This is a genomic window from Vibrio sp. V04_P4A5T148 (genome assembly GCF_963875605.1).
In the GTDB taxonomy this organism is placed as follows: Bacteria; Pseudomonadota; Gammaproteobacteria; order Enterobacterales; family Vibrionaceae; genus Vibrio; species Vibrio anguillarum.
Genome location: NZ_CAWNMS010000113.1, coordinates 75097 through 90306 on the forward strand (window position 1 = coordinate 75097; position 15210 = coordinate 90306).

The window sequence follows — 15210 nt, forward strand, 5'->3', positions numbered from 1 at the left end:
GTTAAAAGATTTGACGAATATCAGATGAAATGTCTTGGATCAATTGACGCGCCGACTCGTCTCTTTGCTGTACAAGAGTAATAAACAACAGGTCGGTTAGAACGTTCTGCGCGGTGCGAGAGGCGATGGATGAGCTGCGATGTTCACTTTCATCGGCAATCGTATCAAAAGAGAGATCGGCTAATTCACGTAATCGATTTTTCTTCGGAGAGGTGAGCGCGATAACGCTTGCTCCTTGCTGCTTGGCCGCTTCGGCGGCAATCAAAATCTCTTTTCTCTCTCCTGAAAATGAAATCACAATTTGAACATCTTGCGCACCCAGCGTGCGTGCGGTGGCGATTTGTACGTGGCTATCTTGTTCTGTGAGCGCGGTGATGCCTAATTTCAGGAGCTTAAAAGCCAAATCTTTTGCGGTGAGCGCAGAGCCGCCGATACCGATAATTTGCACGCGGTTGGCGAGGTTTATCCACTGTACCGCTTGGTTGAAATGGGGAAATGAAAGCGCGTTGGTGGTGTGAAACATCGCCTCTGTTTTCGCTTGCACCAATTTTTGTGCGATCACCGCCAGTGGGTCGTCAGCCAGAATATTGCTGTGCAGTGGCGTGGTCTGAAACGCCAATTTACGGCCAAGCTCTTCGGCCAGCGCTAACTTAAACTCACTGTAGCCCCTAAAGCCAATTTTCTGGGTAAATTTGACAATGCTCGATTGGCTGACTTTTGCGTGTTCGGCCAGTACTTGGCTGGTGGCGAGCGCGGCTTTTTCTGGATGAGCGATGATCCAATCGGCGATTTGTAATTCACTGCGAGAGAGTTGAGTGCGGCGGCTGACGATTTTATGCATCACAGACATGCGCGATCCTTGTATTATTTAGAATAAATTATTCCAAATTTAAAATAACGAAAATTAGTGTAGTTGCTTGTATTAACTAGCCTTTTGTTCAGGGGCTTAAAAGATATCGGTGCATTGTAGGCCATTATTCCATGTAATTACTGGTCAAAGAATAACCTTTGTTGTGATTTTTGTCACTAAAATGGAATATTTTATTCCATAGAATCGCCCTCAGTTCCGAATTCAAACCGAGAAATAGACGATGAACCTAGACCTAACCCAGTTGGTTACCGAAAGCCGCAACCCTGCCAGTGCTGACATTGACACCCTTTCCACCTTAGAGATGTTGCAAGTCATTAACCATGAAGATCAACTGGTCGCGTTGGCGGTTGAAAAAACCTTACCGCAGATAGCGCAAGCGGTGGATGCCATTACCTTGGCATTTCAAGCGAGTGGACGTTTGATCTACATGGGAGCGGGAACCTCCGGTCGCTTGGGGATTTTAGATGCTAGCGAGTGCCCACCCACCTACGGCTCTGATCCTAAACAAGTGGTTGGGCTTATTGCGGGCGGACACCCAGCGATTCTTAAAGCGGTTGAAAATGCCGAAGACAATGTTGAGCTTGGGCAAAGCGATCTGAAAAATATTAATTTGACCCGCAACGATGTGGTGGTGGGTATCGCCGCCAGTGGTCGCACACCCTATGCGCTAGGCGGTATGGCTTACGCTAAATCACTGGGTGCAACGGTTGTGGCAGTAGTGTGCAACCCAGATTGCGCGATGCAGCACGCGGCTGACATTGCCATTGTGCCTGTGGTGGGCGCGGAAGTAGTCACGGGCTCTTCACGTATGAAAGCGGGCACGGCGCAAAAACTGGTGCTTAACATGTTAACCAGCGGCGCGATGATTCGTTGCGGTAAAGTGTTTGGCAACCTCATGGTCGATGTCGAGGCAACCAATGCTAAGTTGATTCAGCGCCAAAATAACATTGTGGTCGAAGCGACAGGTTGCAGCAAAGAGGAAGCAGAACAAGCACTGAGCGCCTGCCATCGTCACTGTAAAACCGCCATTGTAATGATTCTTGCGGGGCTAAGCGCCGAGCAAGCGACGCAAAAACTGGCCAAGCATAATGGTTTTATTCGCGCGGCACTGAATGATCAATAACCCGACTGGATCTATCCAAGGATGTCCCAATGGCAAAAATAACCTCAAATATGATCGCCAAGCTGCTTAGTGCAGTCGGTGGTAGTGGCAATATCGGTAAGTGTGGTAACTGCATGACGCGCTTACGTTTAACATTAAATAATACGGCATTGGCCGATCAGGCTCTGCTGAAAACCCTTCCCGGCGTAATGGGCGTGGTGGAGAGTGACCAACAACTGCAGATCATTTTAGGCCCGGGCAAAGCGCAAACGGCGGCCGATATGATGAATGAGATGATCGCCAACGGTGACGGTGCTGAGATGGATGTGGCCATAACTGCCGATCTATCCGCGATTGCTGCTGAGCAGAAAAAGCAGATGAAGAGCAAGCAGACCAGCGGCGTACAACGTTTTTTAAGCAAATTTGCGACCATTTTTACGCCGCTGATCCCCGGTTTCATTGCTGCGGGCTTGTTGCTTGGTTTTGCCACTTTGCTGGAGCAAATGTTCGTTATCGATCAATCGCCTAGCCAGTTTATGCTCGATCTCATTACTTATATGAAAGTGTTTGGTAAAGGGCTATTTGCTTTCTTGAGTATTTTAATTGGTTATAACGCGCAGCAAGCTTTCGGTGGCTCGGGTGTTAATGGTGCCATTTTAGCTTCGCTGTTTGTGCTGGGGTATAACCCAGAGGCGACAACGGGTATCTACTCGGGTATGAGTGAATTCTTTGGCTTCGCCATTGACCCACGCGGCAACATCATCGGGGTACTATTGGCCTCTATTCTGGGCGCGCAAGTAGAACGTAAAGTGCGCCAATACATGCCTGATGATTTGGATATGATCTTAACCTCTGTGGTGACGTTACTCATTATGGGCGCGGTGACTTTCTTGGTGATCATGCCGATTGGTGGTGAGCTGTTTAAAGGCATGTCATGGTTGTTTTTGAACCTCAATGATAACCCGTTGGGCGCGGCGTTACTGTCGGGTTTGTTCTTAATTTCGGTGGTGTTTGGTATTCACCAAGGATTTGTGCCAGTCTATTTTGCGCTGATGGATGTACAAGGGTTTAACTCTCTGTTTCCTATTTTGGCGATGGCGGGCGGCGGCCAAGTGGGAGCGTCACTGGCACTCTATTTCAAAGCGAATAAGGATGCGTTGCTGCGCACGCAAGTGAAAGGGGCGATCATTCCCGGTATTTTGGGAATTGGCGAACCACTGATTTATGGCGTGACCTTGCCGCGGGTTAAACCGTTTGTCACCGCTTGCATTGGTGGGGCGGCGGGCGGTTTCTTTGTCGGCTTAGTTTCTTACCTTGGTTTGCCAGTAGGATTAAATACGGTGTTTGGCCCGTCAGGCATTGTCGCCATTCCATTGATGACTTCCGAGCAAGGAATTTTTGCTGGGATGATGGTGTTTGTTGGCGGTCTTTTAATCTCCTATACTGTTGGCTTTCTCGCGACCTACTTTTTTGGCTGCAAAGATGTCGATTTAAGCTAATTCACCACCCCCCTATGTATGCAAAATAGTATGCAAAATACCTAAACTCAGAAGTGAGGGTATTGGGTGAAATAGCGCGGCCTTTAGCACATCTTCTTTCTCTGTTGGATGTGTCTAAAGGCCTTTTCTTTGGCCTAAAGAGCATCCACTACGCAAGTTCGCCTATAAAACCACCCGTTTGATGCGCCCATAGCTGAGCATAAACGCCTTGTTGTTGCAGCAACTCTTGGTGTGATCCTTGTTCAATGATTCGTCCTTCATCCAGCACGATTAAGCGATCCATGGCGGCAATGGTTGATAAACGGTGCGCAATGGCGATCACGGTTTTGTTTTCCATCAGCGTTTCAAAATTTTCTTGAATAGCCGCTTCTACTTCTGAATCTAGGGCCGAGGTGGCTTCATCCATGATCAGAATCGGCGCATTTTTTAATAGCACTCTGGCAATCGCAATGCGTTGGCGTTGGCCGCCAGAGAGTTTGACACCGCGTTCTCCCACTTGAACATCGTAGCCAAGGTTGCCATTCTCATCCTGCAACTGCGCGATAAAATCATGGGCATGCGCTTGACGGCTTGCTTCTATCAGCGCCTCTTCCCCGGCATCTGGGTTGCCATACAGAATGTTGTCGCGGATTGAGCGGTGCAACAGAGAAGTATCTTGCGTGATCATACCAATGTGTTGGCGCAGTGAATCTTGGCTGACCTGCGAAATATCTTGCCCATCAATGCAGATTTTGCCGCCATTCAAATCGTAAAATCGCAGCAGCAAGTTAACCAGTGTGGATTTTCCCGCGCCCGAACGACCCACTAACCCCACTTTTTCGCCCGCTTTTAACTCAAAGTTAAGCGCTTCGAACACAGTGTTTTCTTGTCCATAGTGAAAGTGAACGTTATGGAAGCTGATTTGCCCTTGCGTTACTTGCAGCGGCGGCGCATTGGCTACATCCGTTATGGTCACTGGTTGCGACAAGGTATTCATTCCATCCACCACAGTACCGATATTTTCAAATAGTGCGCTTACTTCCCACATGATCCATTTCGACATGCCTTGTACGCGCAGCGCAATGCTAATCGCAATCGCAATGACACCGACAGTCACTGAGGCATCGAGCCACAAATTGATTGATAAAGCGGCGATAGAAAACAGCAGTAAATAGTTGATGGCGTCAACACTCCATAACAGGCACGTCACCATGCGCATCTGTTGGTACACGGTGTTCAAAAACCGTTTCATGCTGCTTTTGGCGTACTGCATTTCTCGCTGTGAATGGGAAAACAGTTTCACGGTGGCAATGTTGGTGTAACTGTCGACTATGCTGCCCGTCATAGTTGAGCGAGCATCGGCTTGATCGGTCGCCACTTTTTTCATCTTGGGAATGAAATACAATTGAATGATGATGTAGGCCACGAGCCAAATCAGAATCGGGATCATCAAGATGCGGTCAGATTCGCCCATCATCCAAATCATCGAGACGAAGTAGACCGCGATGTAAACCAGTACATCGACCAGTTTCATCACTGTTTCTCGCACGGCGAGGGAGCTTTGCATCACTTTGGTGGCGATCCGCCCCGCGAAATCGCGTTGGAAAAAACTGACGCTCTGTTTGAGTAAGTAGCGGTGGATCATCCAACGTATCGACATCGGGTAATTACCCAGTAGCGTTTGGTGCATGATCATGGAGTGGAAGAAAGCCAGCAGCGGCATAATGACCACCACCAGCGCGGCCATTACCCACAAGCGGTCACTTTGATCAGCCCAGAATGTGGCACGTTGTTGGCTGCCAAGCATATCAACCAATTCACCCATATAGCGAATGAGGGTGACTTCGGCAATTGCCACACAAGCACTGAGCAGTGACATGACCAATAACGGTACTTCAAAACCTCGCGTGTAATGACGGCAGAAGGCTAATAAGGAGTTAGGCGGTTGTTGCGGCTCTTCTTTAGGAAACGCCGTCGTGAGATTTTCAAACCATTGAAACATAGGTGATCAACTTATGGTGATGTGCGAGTGAGATTCATTCTTATTTTTATCTGTTAAATATTGAATTTATCAGTAAAATGACGGGCAATAATAATGATAATAAAAACGTTTCTCAAACTAATTAAAGCAGGAGGTATCCTTTAATGGATCTCATTCGCCCAAGCTTGCTGGGGACAGCAATTCACAACATATTAAAAATCAGCGCATTACCTTGTCTGTTCATGGTTTCGGCTACGGCACAAGCTGAGCAAACACCGCCACCAGTTTTAGACACGATCGTGGTAACGGCATCGGCATTGAAAGTCGATACCCCGACACAAGAAACCGCAAAGTCGGTCACTGTCATTGAACGTGATGAACTGGACCAGCATAACGTACAAAAACTGGATGAAGCATTGCGCTATACGCCGGGGTACACCTCACCTTATGGCGCGGATAACGACGCCGAGTGGATGTTTGTGCGTGGTTTTGAGCCGAGTGTCTATCTCGATGGTAACCGTCTTTATAAAGAAGGTTTCTTTGCTTGGACGGTTGAACCCTTTGGTTTAGAGCGAGTTGAATTGGTGAAGGGCCCATCTTCTGTGCTGTATGGTGAGTCCATGCCGGGCGGTATTGCCAACGTGGTGCAGAAAAAGCCGGCTGATGGCGCGCAGCATTCCGTATCTCTGTCTGTGGGGAATAAAAATTACCAGCAGTTGGGTGTCGATATTGCCGATTGGGCCAACCAAGATGGCAGCCAGCGCTACCGCCTCGTGGCGATGGTTAATCAAAAAGAGGGTGAACTGGATGGCATTGAGAGCCAGCGCGTTTATGTTGCGCCAAGCTACGCTATCGATTTATCAGATCAAACCACTCTAACGCTGATGGCCACTTTCTTGAAAGATAACGGCGTGCCACAAAACGGTTTCTTCCCAAGCGATGGCACATTAGTGGCGCTGCCCAATGGTGAGACGATTGCGCCTAACCGCAACTTTGGCGAGCCGGATCACGATGATTTCGATAAAACACAACTGTCGTTCGGCTACCAACTCTCTCATCAACTGAACGACACTTGGAGCCTCAAGCAAAACTTCAACTACGCCTATGTTGATCTGTACCTACGAAGCTCTTCGGCCTATCAAAATGCTTGGCAAGACAGCGACCCATACACATTGGCACGTTATACCTTGATCAATGATGGCGATGCACACAGCGTAACCTTAGATAACAACGCCCAAGCACAATGGCAAAGTAGCCAATTTGAGCACCGCTTACTGACCGGGTTTGACATTCAGTATCACCAAAATAAATGGCTGGGTAATGGCACTGGTTCACAGGTGGGCGTGATCAACAGCCTTAATCCGACCTACGGCAATGTGCCTGATCTCTCAAGCAGCTTGTATGACAATGAGATTGTCAAACAGCAACTGGGTGTGTACGCGCAATATCAAACGAAGTGGCAACAGAAATGGGTTCTGAATTTAGGTGGCCGCTACGACAAAATTGATGTTGAAAGTAAAGGTTTGAATAAAGATGAGCTTGATGATGGCCAACTGTCATTAAACAGCGGTTTGATCTATTTAGCCGATAATGGTTTGTCACCTTATGTGAGCTACTCGGAATCTTTCTATGTGATCAGCAGCTTAGATTTCACCACCAACAAACTCTACAAACCCGTTGAGAGCAACCAAACCGAGGTGGGTGTGAAATACATGCCAAGCTGGCTCGATGGCTATGTCAATCTGGCGTGGTTTGATATCGACCAGAAAAACGCAACCGCCTCTACCGTCGGCAGCAATGGCGCGTTAACCACCAGTCAATCGGGCACAAAAACCAATACGCAAGGGTTCGAAATGGAAGCTCGCATGGCTGTGACAGAAAATCTGATGCTGAATGCTAGCTACACCTATCTCGATGCTCATACGGGTGAAGGAACGAGCCAGAAGCGTAAGTCGATGATTCCGCGCCACTTAGCGACAGGTTGGGCGAGCTATGATTTTGCAGGCCTTGGGATTGAGGGGCTGACGTTGGGCTCTGGCGTGCGTTATACCGGAACGTCTGTGGATGCCTCGCTCGATAAAAAGGTGCCTGCTTATATGCTGTGGGATGCAATGGCAAGCTACGCCATCAATACACAGTGGGATGTGCAGGTTAACCTCAATAATATTTTGGATGACGAGTCCTTTGCTGGTTGTGATTTCGGAACCTGCTATTACGGCGAATCACGTCGTATGGTGGCAAGCGTGAATTACCGCTGGTAAGTCAGCATGAACTCACCTTCGCTGAAGGTGAGTTTGACGGTTTTTGAACATTCCCGCGCCGGCGGGGATGTGTGTTTTAGGTGGTTCGATTTTTGGGGGAGAGTGATGTTTACCTTATCAAATGTTCAAGTGGTACGCGGTGGACGAAGCATTTTATCCATTGAATCACTGAATATTCCCACCACAGAGTTAACTGTGGTACTCGGCCATAATGGCTCTGGTAAATCCACGCTGGTGAGTTTGATTTCTGGTCAGCAAGCACCTGACCGTGGCGACGTGTTACTTAACCAGCAGCCGATTGCCGAGCTCAGCGCCAGAGCGCTGGCTAAAGCGGTGGCGTTTTTGCCACAAAAATTGCCAACTTCAGCGGGGTTAACGGTACGAGAGTTAGTGCGCCTTGGGCGTTTTCCGTGGCGTGGTCCTTTTGGTCGCTGGCAAAATCAGGATGAAGTGATCATCGATCAAGCGATCGCCCAAACCGGCGTCACTGAATTTGCCTATACCTTGGCAGATGAATTGTCTGGCGGTGAAAGGCAACGCGCTTGGGTGGCGATGCTGTTGGCGCAGCAGTCTCCAGTGCTGATTTTAGATGAGCCAACCTCGGCGTTAGATGTGCAGCACCAATATCAGTTAATGGCTCTGCTTGCGCAATTAAACCAAACACAAGGCTGCGGAATTATCGTCATTTTGCATGATCTAAACCTTGCGCTACGTTACGCGACCCACATTGTCGCGCTCAAGCAGGGCAAGGTTGCTTTTGAAGGCGATGCCTCTTTATTGGCCGATGAAGCACGTTTATCGGCGCTTTATCAAACGCCGATCCAACTGCTGGATCACCCAATGTCCAATTCAGATTCTCATACGCATAAGGTCGCGATTGTATGTGCTTAAACCTTGTAAAGCGCTGGCTGGTTACTGGCTTACTCTCTGTTTTTTCGAGTGTCGCTTTTAGCGCGCCATTGACCGTACACGACAGCCGCGGAGAGCAAACTCTACAGCAGCGGCCACAACGTGTGGTGGTGCTCAATTGGGATTTACTTGAGCAAGTGATTGAATTGGGTATCACACCGGTTGGCGCGCCAGAGCTTGCCAGTTATCAAGATTGGGTTGTCAAACCGCAAGTGCCGCAAGGGGTAGAAGATATCGGCACGCGCGTTGAACCCAATTTGGAAAAAATTGCTGCACTAAAACCAGATCTCATTCTCGCTGCTGCACCGCAGCAAGATTTAATCACACCGTTAGAGCGCATTGCTCCGGTGCTCTATTTCTCTAATTTTCAAGCCAGTGATGACAGTGGCGCAGTCGCGATTGACCATTTTCGCCAATTAGCGCAGCTCTTTGACAAGCAAACGCTCGCCGAGCAAAAACTGACCACAATGACGGAACGTTTTGCGCAGTTAAAAGCACAAATTGACATCGCATTTTCTCATCAAACACCCGCGGTGGTGGCGATGCGTTTTGCTAATCCAACCTCGGTGTTCCTTTACGGTGAAAACTCCACCACTCATTATGTGTTAAAGCAATTGGGCTTGCATGAAGCGCTGCCTCAGCCCGCCAAAGAGTGGGGGATTGTGCAACATCGGTTAACGGATTTGCAGTATGTTGAGCAAGGTTATGTGCTCTATTTCTTGCCATTTGCCCAGCAAGCACAGCTAGAAAAATCAATGCTTTGGCAAGCGATGCCGTTTGTGCGTCAAGCGCGAGTGAACTCGGTTGAGAGTGTCTGGAACTACGGCGGCGCGATGTCACTACAATACATTGCAGAAGCGCTGACACGCAGTTTGCTTGAGGTTGCGCCTAAGTCATGAACGGAAAAGTGTTTCTCGCACTGAGTAGTGCGCTGCTGCTTGTGGCAATGCTCAGTGTGCAAATTGGCAATGGCGTTGATCTAGTCACGCAATGGCAACTGTTGTGGGCGCAACGTGAAGCGAGCTCTTTTGCTGAGTTCAATTTCCTATATGGTCAATTGCCCCGTTTGGTGATGACGTTGCTGGTGGGCGCGATGTTGGGTTTGGTCGGCAGTGTGATGCAACAACTGACGCAGAATAACCTCACTTCACCATTGACGCTGGGCACCTCATCTGGAGCTTGGCTGGCGTTGATTATTCTCAACATTGGTTTTCCAAGCCTAGTTGCCAGTTACAGCGCGTTGGCGGCAATGAGTGGTGCTTTGCTCGCATTTGCGTTGATCGTGGTGATTGCGGGCGTGCGTAACATGACGGGCTTGCCGTTAATTGTGGCAGGCATGGTGGTGAACCTGCTACTTGGCGCGATTGCGACGGCACTGATTCTACTCAATGAACAATACACCAAAAACGTCTTCATGTGGGGCGCGGGCGATCTGGCGCAAAATGGCTGGGATTGGGTGCAGTGGTTGCTGCCGCGGTTATCGGTCTCCTTATTGATTTTACTGTTTGCGCCAAGGGTTCTGACGTTATTGCGTTTAGGTCATCAAGGTGCTGCGGCTCGTGGTCTGCCTGTCATTCCTGCATTTTTAATCTTAATGGTGCTCGGGATTTGGTTGGTTTCAGCCTCGATTACAGCGGTGGGCGTCATCAGTTTTATCGGGCTACTCACACCAAACATCGCCCGTGCTATGGGGGCAAGAACGCCCAAACAAGAGCTCTATTCGAGCTTACTGCTTGGCGCGTTACTGCTTTTATTAACCGATATGCTCGCAATGTGGTTGAGCCTATGGACTACGCAAGTCATCGCCAGCGGTATCACAGCCGCGGCGATTGGCGCGCCCGCATTGATCTGGTTTAGTCGCCGTCAGCTCAAGGCGCAAGATACATTGACTATCTCACTGCCTCAGTCGCGCGCATCATTAAGCCCTGTCGCACTATTGGGGTTGTTGCTAATGATGCTGGCAGCACTTGGGTTGCATACGTTGTTTCAAATGAACGAACTCAGTTGGCAATTGGCGCTGCCAAGCAGCTATCAGTGGTCATTACGCTGGCCGCGCATGCTTACCGCATTGTGTGCCGGTATTGGTCTTGCCCTAGCAGGTAGCATTTTGCAACGTTTGATATACAACCCGTTAGCCAGCCCAGATATTTTAGGGGTCTCGTCAGGGGCGACGTTTGCGTTGGTGTTTGCCAATCTCTTTTTAGGTCAAAGCTTGTTAGCCGCTCATTGGGTGACAGCATTGTTGGGTAGTTTGCTGGTGTTGGCGGCATTAGTTGTGCTGGGTAAGCGCCATCAATACGCCGCGTCGAGTTTGATTTTAACCGGGATAGCCATCACCGCACTGCTTGAATCCTTAGTGCAATTTTGTTTGGCTAAAGGGTCAGAAGACAGCTATCGAATTTTACAGTGGTTGGCAGGCTCAACCTATCGCGTTACGCCTGACCAAGCGCTGTTGCTGACCGTTTTGGTGCTGTTGCTGGCCGCGGCCACCATCGCGCTGTCGCGTTGGCTAACTTTAATCTCCATTGGTCGTCGTTTTGCCAGTGCGCGCGGCGTTAATGCGCAAAGCACCAGTTTGATTTTATTGACCATTGTGGCGCTGTTATGTGCGCTGGTGACGGCGACGATGGGGCCAGTGTCGTTTGTGGGTTTGATTGCGCCACACATGGCGATGATGCTAGGCGCACAGCAAACTAAAACGCAACTGCTGGTGGCAAGTTTAGTCGGTGCATCGTTAATGTTGTGGGCGGATTGGCTCGGACAGGTGATCGTTTATCCGATGCAAATTGCGGCTGGCACGCTCGTGGCGATTCTCGGTGGGAGCTATTTCTTGCTGTTACTGTTGGTCAATCGTTCAAAATAAGCTCAGTCTATTTACCATTGGCATCGATAGTGTTAACGAATAGCCCTGTGTATACAGGGCTTGCGGCTATTTTTTGGTGATTTTATCTAAATAACCCATCGCAAAGGCCGATAAGACAAAGGTAATGTGCAGCAGTAAGTACCACTTGATTTTTTCACTGTCGATATTTTCAGTGTTCATGAAGACTTTCAGCAAATGAATTGAGGAGATGGCGACAATCGATGCCGAAACCTTATTTTTCAACGATCCTGTGTCTAATTTTCCGAGCCAGCCGAGCTTATCATCCTCTTCGGCGATATCAATTTTAGAGACAAAATTCTCATAGCCTGAAAACATCACCATCACAATCAACCCACCAACCAATGAAATATCAATCAAAGAAAGTGTCACTAAAATCAGGCTGACTTCATCGGTGCTCAAGATGTTAGGTAACAGATGAAACACTTCTTGGAAAAATTTAATGCCTAATGCCAGCAGCACTAAACTTAACCCCAAATAGATAGGGGCCATAATCCAGCGTGCTGAATAGAGTAGTTTTTCGACGATATTTTCCATAATTATTCCGTTTATGATCTCCACGAAGTATGTGGAATAAGGGGTGATAATACTGTGTTTTCTTGTGATTTGGCTACGTTATTGCACAAAGTTTTTGTAGAGCAATATAAGCCAGCCAAGCTGATATTCAAGGGGGCGTGGTACGCGGTTTGATCACTATGGCATGATGTTGAAAATATTGTACGGTTTTGTATGGAATTGTCTTGATGTATTTATAAATTCAATAAATGGGTGATAATAAGCACTCAATTCGAATGAGTGTCGTTCCATACATACTGAGAATCTTAATTTGCGTAATATTCTATTTTTTCACCCATTGAGCTTATTATTGCTGCTTGTCATATCGGCCAGTTCGCTATCGACGGAGTTACCTAAAAGTCATCGCATTCACGAAGGTCAGCTTGAAAACGGCTTAAGGTACCAATTAGTCCATAACACGACACCTGCTCATGCTGTCATTATGCGTATGCGCATTGCGGGTGGTTCTTTAGTCGAGTCAGATCAAGAACAAGGCTTGATGCATCTTTTAGAACACATGGCGTTTAAAGGTTCGGACTCTGTAGCCGAAGGGGAGATGATTCGCCAACTTGAACGCTTAGGATTAAGTTTTGGATCCGATACCAATGCGGTGACTCAATTCAATCAAACCGTGTATGAGTTCAATATTGCTCAAGGAGACTCACAAAAAGTAGCAACTGGTTTGTGGCTTATGAGAGAGATTGCGGATCGCCTTAAGCTTGAACCAAAGGCGTTGGAGCAAGAAAAACCGGTTGTTGTTGCGGAATGGAAAGAGAGAAATTCCGCTGATGTTGAGAATTATCGTCAACAGCTGAGCTTCTTATATCCGAGGAGCCCTTTGTCAAAACGTTTGCCAATTGGTGATCTCGATGTAGTAAAACATGCTAGTTCAGAGCAGTTACGTTCACTCTATCAACGTTTTTATACGCCAGAACGTACCACGATCATTGTGGTGGGAGACCTTGATGTTGCTCAGGCCGAAGAGCAGATCAAACGACTTTTTTCTAACTGGGTACCTCACCGGGATGCGGTACCGCTACGGGCTGACCATTTGATGTTGCCTGCAGTAAGGACGCACTTGCAAGCCGATGTTTTCTTTGATGCTCGCTTGCCGACCCAAATTTCGCTTGGTGTGATTGCACCACAAGAGCGACAAGCAGATAGCGTTGAAAGTCGCCATGAAATGATCCTTGAATCAATATTGTCGAACTTACTCTACCAACGGTTACTTCCCCATCTGATAGACCAAGAGGGGATAACGAATGCTTTTGTTCATATTGAACAAGATTTCGGTATCGCATCACGGATGGAATTGTCACTGGTAACCTTGCCCGAGCAGTGGCGGCATGGGCTGACATTACTTGAACAGACGGTGCGACAAGCGATTCGATACGGCTTTAATCAGAACGAAATTGATCAAGCGATCAAGGCAATGCATGCTGATTATCAGCAAAGAGAAGCAAGTAGCGATACCTTGCATAGTTTTTCGATTGCGCAAGGCCTAGTGACAAGTGATGCTCAGCAATTTGTCCCGATTGAACCGACGTTCGCGCTTGCTCTTTTTGAAGCTTATCAACCTCAAATCACCGCAGCTCGATTGCACGACCTGCTTACAGAACGTTGGCAAGGTAAGCCGTGGATTTATCTTTCTGGGCCATACAAGGTTGAGAAAATCAATCAAATGCTACTCGATGTATATGAACAAAGCCAAAAACAGCCAGTAGAGCCTTATCAAATATCATCGGTTGAGGCATTTGCCTACCGTGAATTTGGTGAGGCGGGCACGCTCGTTCACGACAAGCGAGATCCCGAAACGGGGATTCGGATGTTGAAATTTGCCAATGGCGTTAAGCTCAACATCAAGCCAACCGAGTTAGAGAAAAACGTCATCTACCTCAATCTTGCATTAGGTTTTGGCGAATATCCGTTACCTAGAAAAGAGGGCATTCAGGCACTGTTTAATGATGGCTTTGTTGCTGGTGGGTTAGAGCAGCATTCGTTTCAGCAGTTAATTCATCTCTTTTCTGCTGCCAATGTGACGACGGGGTTCAATGTCGGAACGCTTGGTTTTGCGAGTCAGGATTTCACCAATCAAGCGTCGCTTGACCAACAGTTAGCACTGCAAACGGCATTTTTAACGAGCCCGGGCTGGCGAGAAGAGGGGATGAACCAATTTCGTCAACGAGTACTGGCAGCGAGTAACAGCCAGAACACGACGCCAGAAGAGGCATTTTGGACGGTGTTACCTGAATTATTGCACCCTGACGACCCACGATTTCGTAGCCATGACGAGGAACTGTTAAAGCGTCATTTTTCAGAATTAGTTCCAGTGTTTGCCTCGGCGGTAGATAAAGGCCTTTTAGAAATTGCCATTGTGGGTGATCTTGACGAAGAGAAAACGATTCAATCGGTTGCTAAAACGCTGGGCGCTTTGCCGCGTCATCCAGAAAAAGAGCTGCAAGTTGAGCGCGTTGAGTTTCCACCAGTGCCTGCATCACATATTGTTGAGCATCAAGGTTCAGCCAATGCCGCGGCATTGGCTTGGCTGTGGCCAACGACTGATAAGGTGAATGCCGAACACTACGCAAAACTGATGCTGCTTGAAGAGGTTCTCAGTATTTTGTTGACGGAAGAAGTGAGAGAAAAGGCTGGCGCGAGTTACTCACCTTACCCATTTAGCAGCAATGATTTTCTTCCCACAGGATTTGGTTATTTGGGGCTGTTCAGTGTGACAGACACAACGCAACTTAAATTAGTGGAAGAGAGTTTTGATGCGGTATTGTCTCGAGTGAAAGCTGATCATGGCATCGATGCTGATATGTTGCAAAGAGCGAAACAACCGCTTCTACAATGGTTAGATAGCCTACCAGAAAAGAATGTATTTTGGCTTGATGTCGCATCGTTAACTCAAACTTATCCGCATCGCTATAGTCGTTGGCAGGAGGTTCGTCACGCCATCAATCAGGTGAGTACGAATGATCTGCGTCATGTTGCTAATCAATATTTACAAGCAGACAAACGACTGAGTGTTAAGATATTACCCAGCACTACCTCTGCAATCTCAAAATAAAATGAGCCTCCTATTGGGGGCTCATTTTTATGATGAAACTTATCACCTTGTTATATTTTTCTTGGATTAATGTCACTTATTTAAACATAGATAATGTAATAT

The 15210-nt window shown here is 47.8% G+C and carries 10 protein-coding genes; 7 read left to right on the forward strand and 3 right to left on the reverse strand.

Annotated elements, in window-relative coordinates; all coding sequences use genetic code 11:
- Position 1: 1 nt before the first annotated feature.
- Positions 2–850, reverse strand: coding sequence for a MurR/RpiR family transcriptional regulator (locus AACT18_RS18070; RefSeq protein WP_088721415.1), 849 nt, complete (start codon positions 848–850; stop codon positions 2–4).
- A 241-nt stretch (positions 851–1091) separates the two neighbouring features.
- On the opposite strand from AACT18_RS18070, the gene murQ reads away from it, so the two are divergent.
- Both murQ and murP read left to right on the forward strand, forming a co-directional pair.
- A complete protein-coding gene (gene murQ / locus AACT18_RS18075; RefSeq protein ID WP_088721414.1) occupies positions 1092–1994 on the forward strand; it encodes an N-acetylmuramic acid 6-phosphate etherase in 903 nt (300 codons plus the stop codon).
- Positions 1995–2023: 29 nt separating this feature from the next.
- Positions 2024–3472, forward strand: a complete 1449-nt coding sequence (murP, locus tag AACT18_RS18080) for a PTS N-acetylmuramic acid transporter subunit IIBC (RefSeq protein WP_094125853.1) — start codon at positions 2024–2026, stop codon at positions 3470–3472.
- A 148-nt stretch (positions 3473–3620) separates the two neighbouring features.
- Here the strand turns inward: murP and AACT18_RS18085 are convergent, their stop codons facing one another.
- Positions 3621–5453, reverse strand: a complete 1833-nt coding sequence (locus AACT18_RS18085; protein ID WP_017045934.1) for an ABC transporter ATP-binding protein — start codon at positions 5451–5453, stop codon at positions 3621–3623.
- Positions 5454–5596: 143 nt separating this feature from the next.
- Between AACT18_RS18085 and AACT18_RS18090 the strand changes: the two genes are divergently transcribed.
- The 4 genes from AACT18_RS18090 to fhuB all read left to right on the forward strand — a co-directional run bounded on the left by AACT18_RS18090 (position 5597) and on the right by fhuB (position 11465).
- Positions 5597–7693 (forward strand): TonB-dependent siderophore receptor, encoded by a 2097-nt coding sequence (locus AACT18_RS18090; protein WP_094125852.1) that lies wholly within the window; start codon positions 5597–5599, stop codon positions 7691–7693.
- A 105-nt stretch (positions 7694–7798) separates the two neighbouring features.
- Complete coding sequence (locus AACT18_RS18095) at positions 7799–8584, forward strand: ABC transporter ATP-binding protein (protein ID WP_026028190.1); 786 nt, start codon at positions 7799–7801, stop codon at positions 8582–8584.
- Positions 8575–9501, forward strand: a complete 927-nt coding sequence (locus tag AACT18_RS18100) for an iron-siderophore ABC transporter substrate-binding protein (RefSeq protein ID WP_094125851.1) — start codon at positions 8575–8577, stop codon at positions 9499–9501. Before AACT18_RS18095 ends, AACT18_RS18100 begins: the two co-directional genes overlap by 10 nt.
- Entirely contained in the window at positions 9498–11465 is a 1968-nt protein-coding gene (gene fhuB / locus AACT18_RS18105) for a Fe(3+)-hydroxamate ABC transporter permease FhuB (RefSeq protein ID WP_094125850.1), read from the forward strand. Before AACT18_RS18100 ends, fhuB begins: the two co-directional genes overlap by 4 nt.
- A gap of 66 nt (positions 11466–11531) precedes the next feature.
- Here fhuB and AACT18_RS18110 read toward each other — a convergent pair whose 3' ends face one another.
- Positions 11532–12020, reverse strand: a complete 489-nt coding sequence (locus AACT18_RS18110) for a TIGR00645 family protein (protein WP_017045929.1) — start codon at positions 12018–12020, stop codon at positions 11532–11534.
- Positions 12021–12309: 289 nt separating this feature from the next.
- Between AACT18_RS18110 and AACT18_RS18115 the strand changes: the two genes are divergently transcribed.
- A complete protein-coding gene (locus AACT18_RS18115; RefSeq protein ID WP_094125849.1) occupies positions 12310–15108 on the forward strand; it encodes a M16 family metallopeptidase in 2799 nt (932 codons plus the stop codon).
- Positions 15109–15210: the final 102 nt, after the last annotated feature.

Excerpts from the sequence above, each read along its gene's own strand:
- AACT18_RS18070 (WP_088721415.1), bottom strand. The coding sequence starts at position 850 with ATGTCTGTGATGCATAAAATCGTCAGCCGCCGCACTCAACTCTCTCGC.
- murQ (WP_088721414.1), top strand. The coding sequence starts at position 1,092 with ATGAACCTAGACCTAACCCAGTTGGTTACCGAAAGCCGCAACCCTGCC.
- murP (WP_094125853.1), top strand. The coding sequence starts at position 2,024 with ATGGCAAAAATAACCTCAAATATGATCGCCAAGCTGCTTAGTGCAGTC.
- AACT18_RS18085 (WP_017045934.1), bottom strand. The coding sequence starts at position 5,453 with ATGTTTCAATGGTTTGAAAATCTCACGACGGCGTTTCCTAAAGAAGAG.
- AACT18_RS18090 (WP_094125852.1), top strand. The coding sequence starts at position 5,597 with ATGGATCTCATTCGCCCAAGCTTGCTGGGGACAGCAATTCACAACATA.
- AACT18_RS18095 (WP_026028190.1), top strand. The coding sequence starts at position 7,799 with ATGTTTACCTTATCAAATGTTCAAGTGGTACGCGGTGGACGAAGCATT.
- AACT18_RS18100 (WP_094125851.1), top strand. The coding sequence starts at position 8,575 with ATGTGCTTAAACCTTGTAAAGCGCTGGCTGGTTACTGGCTTACTCTCT.
- fhuB (WP_094125850.1), top strand. The coding sequence starts at position 9,498 with ATGAACGGAAAAGTGTTTCTCGCACTGAGTAGTGCGCTGCTGCTTGTG.
- AACT18_RS18110 (WP_017045929.1), bottom strand. The coding sequence starts at position 12,020 with ATGGAAAATATCGTCGAAAAACTACTCTATTCAGCACGCTGGATTATG.